This window comes from Sphingobium indicum BiD32 (assembly GCF_000382885.1).
GTDB classification, from domain to species: domain Bacteria; phylum Pseudomonadota; class Alphaproteobacteria; order Sphingomonadales; family Sphingomonadaceae; genus Sphingobium; species Sphingobium japonicum_C.
On the sequence record NZ_CAVK010000147.1, the window covers coordinates 1 to 12303 of the forward strand.

12 protein-coding genes and 1 pseudogene are annotated in these 12303 nt (G+C 61.0%); 7 read left to right on the top strand and 6 right to left on the bottom strand.

Annotated features, from left to right (window positions below; all coding sequences use genetic code 11):
- The coding region (locus EBBID32_RS14850; protein WP_037490967.1) for a 3-hydroxyacyl-CoA dehydrogenase family protein at positions 1–646 on the top strand (646 nt) is incomplete at its 5' end.
- A 279-nt stretch (positions 647–925) separates the two neighbouring features.
- Here EBBID32_RS14850 and EBBID32_RS14855 read toward each other — a convergent pair.
- The 3 genes from EBBID32_RS14855 to EBBID32_RS14865 are packed head-to-tail and all read right to left on the bottom strand — an operon-like array spanning position 926 to position 3842.
- The gene (locus EBBID32_RS14855) at positions 926–1780 is read right to left on the bottom strand and encodes an FAS1-like dehydratase domain-containing protein (RefSeq protein WP_051093356.1); all 855 of its coding nucleotides are present in this window, start codon (positions 1778–1780) and stop codon (positions 926–928) included.
- Positions 1777–2622 (bottom strand): HpcH/HpaI aldolase/citrate lyase family protein, encoded by an 846-nt coding sequence (locus EBBID32_RS14860; RefSeq protein ID WP_037490970.1) that lies wholly within the window; start codon positions 2620–2622, stop codon positions 1777–1779. Before EBBID32_RS14860 ends, EBBID32_RS14855 begins: the two co-directional genes overlap by 4 nt.
- Complete coding sequence (locus tag EBBID32_RS14865; RefSeq protein ID WP_006959798.1) at positions 2622–3842, bottom strand: CoA transferase; 1221 nt, start codon at positions 3840–3842, stop codon at positions 2622–2624. Before EBBID32_RS14865 ends, EBBID32_RS14860 begins: the two co-directional genes overlap by 1 nt.
- Positions 3843–4092: 250 nt before the next feature.
- On the opposite strand from EBBID32_RS14865, the gene EBBID32_RS14870 reads away from it, so the two are divergent.
- The 6 genes from EBBID32_RS14870 to EBBID32_RS14895 all read left to right on the top strand — a co-directional run bounded on the left by EBBID32_RS14870 (position 4093) and on the right by EBBID32_RS14895 (position 10447).
- Entirely contained in the window at positions 4093–5289 is a 1197-nt protein-coding gene (locus EBBID32_RS14870; protein WP_006959800.1) for an acetyl-CoA C-acetyltransferase, read from the top strand.
- A 24-nt stretch (positions 5290–5313) separates the two neighbouring features.
- Positions 5314–6609: a phytoene desaturase family protein gene (locus tag EBBID32_RS14875; RefSeq protein WP_006959802.1), complete on the top strand. Its 1296-nt coding sequence runs from the start codon at positions 5314–5316 to the stop codon at positions 6607–6609.
- Between the two features lie 154 nt (positions 6610–6763).
- On the top strand, positions 6764–7117 hold the full coding sequence (locus tag EBBID32_RS14880; protein ID WP_051093357.1) for a hypothetical protein: 354 nt from the start codon (positions 6764–6766) through the stop codon (positions 7115–7117).
- Between the two features lie 459 nt (positions 7118–7576).
- Positions 7577–7972: a hypothetical protein gene (locus EBBID32_RS24175; RefSeq protein WP_196805670.1), complete on the top strand. Its 396-nt coding sequence runs from the start codon at positions 7577–7579 to the stop codon at positions 7970–7972.
- 58 nt (positions 7973–8030) lie between these two features.
- On the top strand, positions 8031–9116 hold the full coding sequence (locus EBBID32_RS14890) for an NAD-dependent epimerase/dehydratase family protein (protein WP_037490972.1): 1086 nt from the start codon (positions 8031–8033) through the stop codon (positions 9114–9116).
- Positions 9117–9358: 242 nt separating this feature from the next.
- The gene (locus tag EBBID32_RS14895) at positions 9359–10447 is read left to right on the top strand and encodes an NAD-dependent epimerase/dehydratase family protein (protein ID WP_037490975.1); all 1089 of its coding nucleotides are present in this window, start codon (positions 9359–9361) and stop codon (positions 10445–10447) included.
- Between the two features lie 330 nt (positions 10448–10777).
- Here EBBID32_RS14895 and EBBID32_RS14900 read toward each other — a convergent pair whose 3' ends face one another.
- From EBBID32_RS14900 to tnpC, 3 genes and pseudogenes are all read right to left on the bottom strand, one after another.
- The gene (locus EBBID32_RS14900) at positions 10778–11221 is read right to left on the bottom strand and encodes a plasmid pRiA4b ORF-3 family protein (RefSeq protein WP_006959807.1); all 444 of its coding nucleotides are present in this window, start codon (positions 11219–11221) and stop codon (positions 10778–10780) included.
- A 23-nt stretch (positions 11222–11244) separates the two neighbouring features.
- Positions 11245–11418: pseudogene (locus EBBID32_RS25200) on the bottom strand (IS1096 element passenger TnpR family protein); the annotation flags it as partial.
- The coding region (tnpC, locus tag EBBID32_RS14905) for an IS66 family transposase (protein ID WP_037490977.1) at positions 11367–12303 on the bottom strand (937 nt) is incomplete at its 5' end. The gene tnpC and the pseudogene EBBID32_RS25200, both read right to left, overlap by 52 nt.

Genomic DNA, 12303 nt, shown 5'->3' on the forward strand with positions numbered 1-12303 from the left:
GCCCGCTTCGCCCGCTTCGCTCTTCTCAGTTGACCTCCCTTGTTTCTGGATCGATCCGGAGGCTTCACGGCGCGACGAGCTCATAACACTGGCCCAGGCAGCGGGTGCGCAGCTGACGCTCGACGCAGATGATCCGAACGTAGTGCTGGTCGTGCAGCCTTGGGGGAACGATACCGCCGGCTTTTGCGTTCAACGCGGGCTTGATTCGACGCGTTGCGTCGCTATTGATCCCTTACCGCCGCTCGATCGCCATCGCACGTTAATGACGAGCATCGCCGCGACGGCGCGGACCCGGGCAGCAGCGCTTGCCCTGTTTTCGACGGATGGAACTCCGGCGACCTTAATCGCCGACAGCCCTGGCTTCATTGTCCAGCGCGTCCTCGCAATGATCGTCAATATAGCGGCAAACATTGCGCAACGCGGCATAGCATCGGTCCCGGACATCGAGGATGCGGTTCGGTTGGGCCTTGGATATCCCAATGGACCTCTGAGCTGGGGAGACGAAATCGGCGCGATGCGGGTCTTGGATATCCTGCGCAACCTCGGCGCGGCCACCGGCGACTCTCGCTATCGGCCGACCTTGTGGCTGCGTCGCCGGGCTGAACTCGGTCTATCGCTGCTCGAAGATGGCGTAGATCGCGGGTGACATTCTTGCTGCGCGCCCAGATGTGGCCGCCGTCTGCGCTCGCATTTTTGACGGCCGGGTTTGGCTCGCGGCGCAACGCCGTCGGCCTATCCAACTATGATGATGGTGGCTGAAGTGCGATGAACAGATCCGCCGTTCGATTGAGGTTCGGTGGGCTTGCCGGTTGTTTCCGACGATCACGACTTCATAGCCGCTCGTCGGTGGCAGCCACGGCAAGCTAACCGGTCGGACCCGCAGTTCGTGATCGGAAGGTCATGGGCGGCTTCATCGGCCTTCGATCTAAGAAACCGGCGGTGCTGATTTGTGGTCGTTCCCCCGCAACGTCGCGGTGGCCGACACGACCATTCGCCCGTCTGCGCCGATGGCACAGAGTTCTATCTGCGCCGCGCCGCGGCCGACGAGGTGCAGCGGCTGCCCGGCGAACGCGGGGCTAAGGGATTTGTACGAGAAACGCGACAGCGCGTTCGGACCAAACCGACGAGCCGCGAGATCAAGGAGCAAAGCGGCCATTAGCGGGCCGTGGACCACGAGGCCCGGATAATATTCCTGGTTCAGCGCGTAGGGCAGATCGTAGTGGATACGATGGCTGTTGAAGGTGATAGCCGAAAAGCGAAACAACATGGTCGTGTCCGGCGTCACCGTCCGCGACCACTCCCAATTGGATAAGTCCGGCGCGCCAATGGCGGGTAGCGGTGCCATGTACGTGGTTGCTTCACGGTAAACAATCGTCTGCAGCTCGCGGACAACCTCGACGTTATCGGCGCGGGTTATATGCTCGACTTCAACGAAGACGAGTTGTCCCGTCTTGCCGGATTTCTCCCTCACGCTCGCGACGGTCGAGCGCCGTTCGATCGCTGCGGCCAACGGTATGGGAGCCACGAATTCGACATCACTCGCCGCCCACATTCGGCGGGGAAGGGGAATCGGGGGCAGGAAGCCGCCCTTCGGTGAATGGCCGTCAATCCCAAGTTCCCGTGTGGGGATTCTCGGCAGGCACAAACACCAGTGAAATGCCTGCGGTGTGTGGTGGCCGCGCTCCGAGTCTATCGTTGCGCAGAAGTGGTCAAGCGCCGCGTCCGTCACCTGGTCGCGGAGTGTCTCATATCGGCCCGTCCACGCTCCCCAGTTGCTCACGAGGCACGCTCCAGTAGCGCCATCGCCTGCTTGAGGTGCGGTATGTCGACCATCTTGCCATCTATCTGAAGGGCCCCATTGCCCGGATTGTCGCCAAAGGCCTGCACGATGGCGCGCGCGCGACCGATGGCCGTTTCATCGGGCGTGAATGCCGCATTGATCAGCGGAATCTGCGCGGGATGTATGGCGAGCATGCCGCTGAAGCCATCAGCCGCGCTTGTGGTGGCATATCGGGAAAGCGCCGCCGTATTTCGGAAATCCGGAAACACGGTGTCTATGGCCGGAACACCCGCTGCCTGCGCCGCGAAAAGGACCATCGCACGAGCGACCCGCAGCGGTTCGCCGAGCGCGCCGGCCGTATCTCGGCTGCGAGCCGCGCCAAGCGAGACGGCGAGATCTTCGGCTCCCCATGTGATGCCGAAAAGGTGAACGGAGAGCTTCGCATAGTCTCCCAACGTGAAAAGCGCGGGCGGCGTCTCGGCCGCGATGGGTAGAAGCGGCATCGAACCGCCCAGCGCCGATAAGAGCGCTGAAGCGGCCATGATCGAGTCCTGCCCTTGCGCCTTCGGAAGCATGATTGCGTCCGGGCGGCCACCGACAACCGCCTTCAGGTCGCGCTCTGCCTCTCCGCTTTCGAGCGGATTAATGCGGACCAGCAACCGCACGGCATGGTCACGCCGACGGTCGAGAAAGGCAGAGACATGCTCGCGCGCCGCGGACTTAGCGTCTGGCGCGACGGAATCCTCAAGGTCGAGGATGAGCGCGTCAGCCCCGCTCGTGAGGGCCTTTTTCATTCGTTCGGGCCTGTCGCCCGGCACAAATAAGAGAGAACGCAGCTTCATCACTCTGGCCCCGCGACAACCCCTGCGTCATGCAGGCTTCCGACTTCGCCCGAAGCGAGCCCGAGCAATTCAAGCAGCACCTCGTCGGTATGCTCACCGAGCCGGGGTGCGCGTATCGGACTGCCGCGACTTTCCTCGGGAATGGTGACCGGGGCTCCGGCCGTGGGGTAGGTGAGCCCGCTCACATGCTCGATCGAAGAAAAGATCGGGTTTCGCGCTACGAGCGCTGGGTCCGTCGCGGCTTCATACATGCCCTTATATGGACCCCAGCATACGCCGCGCGCGTCGAAGTCAGGAAAGAGCTCGTCACTGTTCCGCTGGGCCACTGCCTGGGCGACAAGCGGAACGAGCGTGTCGCGATGCTCGAAGCGAAGACCCTCGTCCTTGGAAAAGTTCACGCCACGGTCTGCCTCGACGTGCGCTACAGCCTCCCTGAGGCCAAGGGATTCGATCAGGCCTGCCCATTGGCGTTGCGTGATGGCCATGATTACCAGGCGTTTGCCATCGGCGGTGACGAAGTCGCGACCGAAGGCGCCATAGAGCTGATTGCCGTAGCGCGTGCGATCGGCGCCCGTGCTCAGCACCTCGCCAATCATGCCCAGATTGGAGATGGTCGCGGTTGCCATATCCATTAGCGGCACACGCACTTCGCGCCCCTTGCCGCTCTCGCGCCGCGATCGCTCCGCAGCTAGAAGCGCAAATGCGGCGTAGGCACCGGTCAGTAGATCCCATGCGGGTAGGACATGATTGACCGGCTCGTTCCCGAGCGAAGCGGGCCCCGTGATCTGCGGGAACCCTACCGCGCAGTTAACCGTGTAGTCGAGTGCATTTCCGCCGTCCGCCAAACCCATCACGCGCACCGTCACGAGGTCCGGCCGCAGCGCCACAAGCCGATCGTGGGCTAGGAAGGAATTGACCGGATAGTTGGTGAGCAACAGACCAGCATTCGCGCCGGGAGCAGTAGCGAGGCGTTGTGCAAGCTCGCGGCCCTCCGGGCGGCCAAGATCGATCGCGATCGACTTCTTGCCCTTGTTCAAGCCCTCCCAATACAGGCTTGAGCCAGAAGGAGAAAGTGGCCAGCGCTTGAAGTCAGGTCCGCCCCCAATTTGATCGAACCGGATCACCTCCGCGCCCAGCTGCGCTAGATAGAGACCGGCTGTGGGCGAGGCCACGAACGATGACGCTTCGACGACGCGCAACGAGGGAAGGAGGGCATACATAGCCACCTTCTAGCTGACTGCATCGGGCTTGGCTGCTCCCCTTGAGGGGGACTTGCGCTGCCGTGAAAGGCTGATCAAAAGCCTTTCCGGACCGAGATCGAAGACAGTCACTGCACAGTCAAGCCACACCCAGTCTGCCTTCAAGGGCCAGAATACGGATCCGCCGCGAACAAGAGTTTAGCGGTTTGTGGGCAAAGACACGGCGGGACGCTTTGGCCTTGGCGCAATACCTTCTCTCAGGAATTCCTCAATGCGTAGAGCTGCCATCGTCTCCCCCATCCGTACCGCCGTTGGCAAGTATCTGGGAACGATCGCCGACATTCCGGCAGGCGAACTCGGTGCGATCGTCATCAAATCACTTGTTGAGCGGACAGGAATCGATCCCGAGCGGATCGATGATGTCGTCTTCGCTCAAGGCTACGGGAATGGCGAAGCGCCTGCCGTTGGGCGCTGGTCGGCGCTTGCAGCGGGTCTGCCGGTGGCGATCCCTGGTTACCAGCTCGATCGACGGTGTGGATCGGGCCTGCAGGCGGTGATCGACGCCGCGATGATGGTGCAAACCGGGGCCGCCGATGTCGTGATCGCCGGTGGCGTGGAAAGCATGAGCCAGGTCGAGCACTATACCGTCAAAGGTCGCAAAGGCGTCCGCGCCGGTTCGATCGAACTCCACGACCGTCTGACCCGTGGCCGTATCATGTCCCAGCCGATCGATCGCTTCGGTGTCATCTCCGGAATGATCGAGACCGCTGAGAATGTCGCGAAAGATTTTGGCATCACGCGCGAAGAATGCGACGAATACGCCGCTATGAGCCACCAGCGCGCGACCAAAGCGTGGGCAGACGGCAAGTTCGACGACGAGCTAGTTCCGGTGTCGGTGCCTCAGAAACGCGGTGATCCCGTATTTTTTGTGAAGGACGAAGGCATCCGCGCAGACGCGACGCCCGAAAATCTCGCTGAACTGAAGCCCATTGAGAAGGGCGGCGTGGTCACTGCCGGCAACGCCAGCCAGCAGAATGATGCGGCCGCAGTTTGTCTTGTGGTTGCCGAGGACATGCTTTCGGAGCTGAAGTTGGAGCCGCTCGCGTGGTTTCATAGCTGGGCTGCGGCCGGCTGCGAGCCGTCGCGCATGGGGATTGGCCCCGTGCCAGCGGTCGAGCGTCTGTTCCGCCGAACCGGACTGGGTTGGAAGGACATCGACCTGGTCGAGTTGAACGAGGCGTTCGCTCCGCAGGTGCTGGGCGTGCTCAAGGGCTGGGGCTGGGACGATCGCGACAAGTTAAACGTCAACGGCTCTGGCATTTCGCTTGGCCATCCGATCGGTGCGACTGGCGGTCGCATTCTTGCGACCTTGCTGCGGGAGCTGCGGCGCAGGAATGGCCGCTACGGGCTTGAGACGATGTGCATCGGCGGAGGGCAGGGCCTGGCAGCTCTGTTCGAGCGCGCCTGATCAATCGAATTTGGGAGAATAGATATGGCCGACGCGCACTATGACGTGGTGGTAATTGGCGCAGGAGTCGGGGGACTGTTCGCCGCCGCGTGCCTGGTGAACGCCGGAAAATCCGTATTGCTAATTGACGATCATGATCGTGTGGGTGGTCGCGCAACCTCCTACAATGTGGACGGGTTCACGGTGAACATGGGTGCGATCGCGCTCGAAAAAGGCGGCGTTTTCGAACGGCTGCTCAATGAGACTGGCGTGGAGCTCGATGTGCGCGAGCCAGACCCTGCCACCGTCTTTCGCGTGGATGGCAAGATCGTCAACGCGGCAAAGGGCGGGCTGGGCTTCCTGCTCGGAGGCCTGACCAAAAGCGCCGCCAAGATTGGGGCTAAGTTCGCCGCCGCTCGCGAGGGCGATCTGCCCGAGGAAAAGCTCACGACTAAGGAATGGCTGGCTGGCTTCACGAAGAACAAGACGGTGCACGCGCTGTTTCGCAATTTCTGTGCGGCCTTGTTCGCAGCCAACGCGAATGAGCTACCGGCGCGTGCTTTCCTCACCTATTTTGGCGTCAAAGGCGCTTTCAAGCGGTTCGGCTTCTGCTCCCGTGGAACGATCGGGGTATGGAACGACCTGGCTGATGGCATCCGTCGGAGGGGTGGCGAGGTGCGACTGGAGACGAAAGCGAAGCGGATCATCGTCGAAGATGGCGTAGCCGTCGGGGTGATCATCGAGACGGGCGACGTGGAAACAACCATTTCTACCCGGATCGTGATCAGCAACGCTGGCGCCATGGCAACGATCGCCCTGGCAGGCGAGGCGGCGCTCGGTGCGGACTATGTCGCGCGTGCAAAGCGCACGATCCGACCGACCACCATCTTCAATTATTATCTCGCGCTGCCGAAGCGTGTGGTCGAAATCCCCGGCCTCATCACTTTTGCGAATACCGAACGACTCTGCACCTTGGGCGAGCTGACCGCCACCTGCCCTGAAACGGCGCCCGAAGGGTGGCATCTCTACGTTGCCTATTCGGTCCCGCTCGACAGTATGGGACCGGTTGATAAGCAGGCTGAAATCGACTTCGCGATGGAAGAGCTCCGCGCGGAATATCCCGCATTTGCAGAGGCCAGGCTGCTCGTGGCGACACCCATGGCCGGCGATTGGCCCGCTCAGCGCACCTGCGCCGGATGGGATATGGAACAAGAAACGCCCGTGGCGAATCTCTGGAACGTCGGCGATTCGGTGAAGCCCTATGGTGATGGTGGCACGCAGGCTTGCGCCGATACCGGCCGTACGGCCGCGGAGCAGGCAATCACCTATCTGTCACGCTGACACCGGATGCGATCTTGCCCTTTTACGTCGATTTACGGGACCATGTGGCATCGATGTTTTTGTCGGCCCCATCGTTCGACTGCAGCAAACAACGAAACAAGCCATCCTATAAAATGTTGGTATAGCCGGTAATGACAATTGGCAGGAGCGGAATGTGAAGATTCGCGAGGCGGCCGAACAACTGCGATCAGTCAGGGTGTTTCTCGATCGCTCGGTAGATGTTGCCTTGCTTCGGAGATTGATGACGGAAGCTACGCACTCCCCATCGGACCTCGGAATGTTTCTTCAGACCTTGATGCTGCTTCTATTGAGGAGAAGGGCTGGGCGCTGCGCGCAGGAATGTTGGGTGCTTTATCCGCAAACGCTTGGCCAATTGTTGAATCCGCCAGCCGATCATGTACTCTTTTGCGGGATGGCGATCGGCTACGCGGGTAACGAGCACCCGGTCAATCGATTGGTCAGCGATCGTGCACCATTAAACGAGATTGCGGCCTTCCACGGGATTTGAGCTGCTCGGACGCATGGTGCTCGATCGTCTGCGTCTCCGCTGTATTAGCGCGGCACACCCATCCGTCGGCTCGGGAAATTCGTAAATAGTTCGCTGATCCGCCCCCTCATGGAGCAGAAGCGGAGCATAACACCGCCATAGGTGGGCGGAACGGCCCGACGTGCGCTTGCCGGGCGAAGCGATGCCGCCCTGCGCTTCCACGCTTGTCCCCCTGTACGGCACTTGTGGCCTCACCCTCTGACGAGCCAGCTAGGAATCTAAATTGGCAGACGACGACGTTGCTTCGCCTCCCGTCACTTTGGCACCGCAGATGGATGAATTCCCAGAAGGCTTCGCGTCACTAGGAAGGATTAAGGATCCGTGGCTCAACCAGTTCCCGTCACTGCAACGCTTCCCGCGGTAGATCACATTTTGCTGTTGTCATCCGTTTCCGCGCAGTTCGATGCCGTCACCGAGCCATTGGCCAAGTCCGGCATGATTGGTGGAGAGGCGCTCGACCAGCATCAGCTGCTGTCATATGAGCTTGCCTTAGCCGCGTCAGAATTGCTGGCCGCGCGGACGCTTCTTGAATCGCCAAGCGCGGTCGAGGAACGCCTCGAATATCCTGCCTTTGCCGAGGCGAAACTGCTGGTGGCGCCGCCGATGGCCGACAATTGGCCAGCCCGGCGCGCCTGTGCGGGTTGGGATATGGAACAGGAGACGCCCGTCGCCAATCTCTGGAATGTCGGGGATTCGGTGAAGTCCTATGGCGACGGCGGCACACAGACTTGCGCCGACGCCGGCCGTATGGCTGCGGAGAAGGCAGTCACCTCTTTGGCATCATTTGGAATCGCTGATATGCGAGATGCCATATGACAATGTCGTCTAGGGAAGGGCGCTTTGGCCGACCGCGCCTCAAACTGGCTCATCCGTCATGAGGGATGACCGCCATCTGATCGTGGCAGGTGCTAGCGGACTTGTGGGACGCGCAGCGGTTGAGCATTTCGCCGGAGCCGGATGGCGTGTAACCGCAGTGTCGCGCCGTCCGGTTGACTATCCGGACAGCGTCAAGCCATTGGCTCTGGACTTGGCCGATAAGGATGCTTGCCGCGCCAAACTCCGCGCACTGCGAACAACCCACATAATCTATGCAGCGCTTCAGGAAGAAGCCCAGCTTGTGGACGGTTGGACAGGCGACGCTCACGTCGAGCGCAACGCGACCATGCTGACCAACCTTGTGGAGTCCCTGGACGAACCGGGAACTGCCTTACGCCGGGTGATTCTTGTCCAGGGACCCAAAGCGTACGGCGTTCATGTCGGTCCTACCGACATTCCGGCGCGCGAGGGGCAGTCCGAGCGTCGTGACGTGCCCAATTTCTACTGGGCACAAGAGGATTGGCTGCGCGCCCGTCGGCAAGGGCGGGCTTGGAACTGGACGGTTTTCCGGCCGGGGGGGGTAACTGGGCAGGCGATGGGGAGCCCAATGAATCTTATCGCTGCCGTCGGCGTTTATGCTGCGTTCCTGAAGGATCGTGGCGAGCCTCTTCACTATCCGGGAACAGGAGATTTTATTCTCCAGCCGACCGATACCAGACTAATGGCAGAGGCATTCGAATGGGGGTTCGGAAAAGTCGAGACCGAAGACCAGGTTTTTAATGTTACGAATGGGGAGGTCGTCTCCATGCGGACGGCGTGGCCAGCAATCGCGCGGGCGCTTGGTATGGAAGTGGGAAATGATCGGCCAATCCAGTTCGCCAAATCCTTTCTTGGGCGCGATGAGGAGTGGGCCGCGCTTTGCAAGCGCTACGGTATGGCTAACGCAGATTTAGCGCAACTGGTCGGCAATTCCTTCCAGTTCGCCGACTTTTGTTTCACACTTGGTGCTGGTACTGCGCCGCGCGGGCTGATGTCTACGGTAAAGCTACGCAAGGCCGGATTTACCCCCGCCCTCGCTGCTGACGAAATGTATGCCTATTGGTTCGCACGTTACAGGGCGGATGGAATGTTACCGGATGTATGAACGGCGGCGAGGGGCGCCCGATTTCTCGGCGGCGTGGCTGGGCAATAAAGCAAATGGCAATTCAACGGAGGGTCGAATGGCGGGTGGGCGGCGATGATCAAAACGCGGCATGGCACATCCTATGAGGCGTTCGATGGGGCATGCGAGCTCAGACACGCACTGCTCTTCCGGAGGATATCAAAGAATTGGATGCCCTTCGTGAACCGAGCGCTGCACAATTCGTCAGGCATTGAGCATTGACGATGTCAACGAGTACGATTCTAATCGTCGGCGCCTCCGGTCTGGTTGGCAACGCTGCGGTGGACAGATTTTCCGCCGACGGGTGGAATGTCCTTGCGTTATCGCGCCGACCGCCGACCGCCGTGGCGGCCAATATTCACCATTTCTCTCTCGATTTGCGAGATCCGCAAGCATGTCGGGCAGCAGCTGGTCAATTCGCAGAGGTCGAGCACGTTATTTATGCCGCCGTGCACGAAGCTCCCGGACTTGCCGATGGATGGCTTGAACATGACCAGATGGTGATCAACCTCGACATGCTTCGCAATCTGATGGAGCCGCTGACGGCGCACGCCCGTCGACTCCGTCATGTCAGCCTGCTTCAAGGCACCAAGGCCTATGGTGCCCATCTTCATCCCATCCCGGTTCCTGCCCGTGAGCGCGCGCCGCGCGACGAGCACGACAATTTCTATTTCCTGCAAGAAGATTATTTGCGCGATCGGGCGGTAGCCGCCGACTGGCATTGGACGATCTGGCGACCGCAGTTGATCATTGGGGGCGCGCTCGGGGTTGCTATGAATTTGCTGCCGACGATCGGTGCCTTCGCAGCCATAGCGCGCGAGGAGGGGCGGGGCTTCGGCTTCCCCGGCGGGCCGACCTATATATGGGAGGCCGTTGACGCAGACCTGATCGCTGCCGCTATGCGCTGGGCTGTCAAGGCACCGACCGCATGGAACGAAATCTTCAATATTACAAATGGCGACGTGTTCACTTGGCGCGGTCTTTGGCCAACGTTTGCGGAGGTTCTGGGCATGGAATCTGCCCCGGACGCGCCTATGTCGTTAGCGTCCTACTTGTCGACGAAGGCGGATCTGTGGACCCGCATTGTTGCTCAATACGGGCTGGAGCCGGTACCGTTGCTCGCCTTGCTGGGCGAATCGCATCATTACGCAGATATCTGCTTCCGCAGTGGCGCGACAACGCCGCCGCCACCCATGCTGGTAAGCGGCATCAAACTGCGCCAAGCTGGATTCCACGGCTGCATGGACACGGAAGATATGTTCCGAAAGTGGTTTGATGTCCTAGTTGCCCGTCGGGTATTGCCCGGCACCTGATCAGCCTGATCAGGTGAAGCGGGAAGATCGACCGACACGACGGGCTTGCCCACGATGCTCACTACGTTGCGCTCTGCCTGCAGATTGGCCGGGCGGATAAGATGCCCCTGAACGTCTTCTCTCTCGTGAAATCGTCTTTGGAGAACGGCGGATAGACGTGCCTTTCCTCACCCTGCGAACCGCCCAGCCGGCACATCGGAGCGATCGCGATTGCGAAGAGGCTGGACGCGCCTATCGCGCATCCAAGCCTGAGCGCGCGGGCGGTGGGATAAAGGAGTGTTCAGCATTACGGTCGTAAGCGCCGACGGAAGGCGGCGTTGACGCGGCCTTTCAGGCTTTCCGGCGTGTCCGTGGCGCCCATTTTTTCGCGAGCGCTTCCAGCCTTGCCTCTATCAGGAGGATATCGGGCTTGGCGTTGGGATCATGGTCGTCGCCGAGGGTGTCTAGCGCCTCTTCGTAATATTCATGATGTGGGTCGCCGAGCGCTTCGAGCTTTTCGGCGTAACCCCATGGGCCGCCACAGTCCTCTGGCGGCCGCATGCCTACTGCATCGAGGATGAGCGGATATGTCAGGTGCGGGCTGGCCGGGCTGATGCGCTCGATCTTGACGCTATGCTCCCAGGCATCGCCAAAGTCATAGAGATATCGGAAGGTCTTGCGCCTCGTATCCGCCAGGACCTGGGCGAGAGTGGCCTTACGAGCGTCGAGCGGCCCGTCGAAGCCATATTCAGGATCAGGATGCCAAAGCCGGTTTGCCCGAAGCTCATTTCCCACAGGTGAGAGTCCGTCCAGGAGAAGGCGGTCTGGATGATGGTGTGCAGACGGTCGAGCCGGATATTGAGCGGCACCTCCAGCGTTCGGCTGACGGCCGGCGTGACATCGTCCAGCGTAATCTTCAACCGCACGACAGTGCCGTTGCTCACGCAGCCTTCTCCAGATCGTTGGTCAGCTTTGATGCCTGCCAGTTCCACGGCAAGAAGTCATCGATCCGATTGATCGGGTGATCACCGATGCGCTCGATGACGTCAGTGAACCATGCCTCGGGCTCGACGCCGTTGAGCCGGCATGTGTCCGCCAGGGCGTAGAAGAGCGCGGCGGCCTCTCCCCCCTTCATGGAGCCGACGAACATCCAGTTCCGGCGCCCGAGCGCGACACCGCGCAGGGCGTTTTCTACCAGATTGTTGCTGATCTCGAGCCGACCGTCATCGCAGTAGCGGATCATGGCATGCCAGCGGTTCAGCGGATAGCGACAGGCACGCGCCAGATTGCTGTCGGACGACAGGCCTCGGTTCTGGGTTTCGAGCCAGACGCGCAATGCCTCCAGCTTCGGCACGGCCTTGATTTGGCGGATGCGTCTTCGCTCATCAGGTGGCGCACCCTTGATATCTCGCTCGATGGCGAAGAGTTCAGCGATCCGCACGACCGACTCCGCCGCGATCGGCGACGGGCTCTTATCTAGGATATCGGTAAATTTCCGGCGCGCATGGCTCCAACACCCCACTTCGACGATGCTCCTGGGCACCTTGGTCTTAGGATCGCGGTACAGCGCGTTGTATCCAGCAAAGCCGTCCGCCTGCAGATATCCCTGATAGCCGGTGAGATGTTCCGCCGGATGCGCCCCACCACGATCGGCGCTGAAGCGGAAGGCCACGGCCGGCGGGCTCATGTCACCGCTTGAGCGATCATCACGCAGATACACCCAGAAGTGCCCGGTCCGGCTGCCGTCGCCATTGCCCAGCAGCGTGACCGGCGTGTCGTCACCATGGATCTTGGCGGCTTCCCGGATATAGGCGAACAGCCGCTCGCCCAGCGGCGCCAGCAGCCATGCCAGTTTCCGCGCCCAGATCCTATGAGGA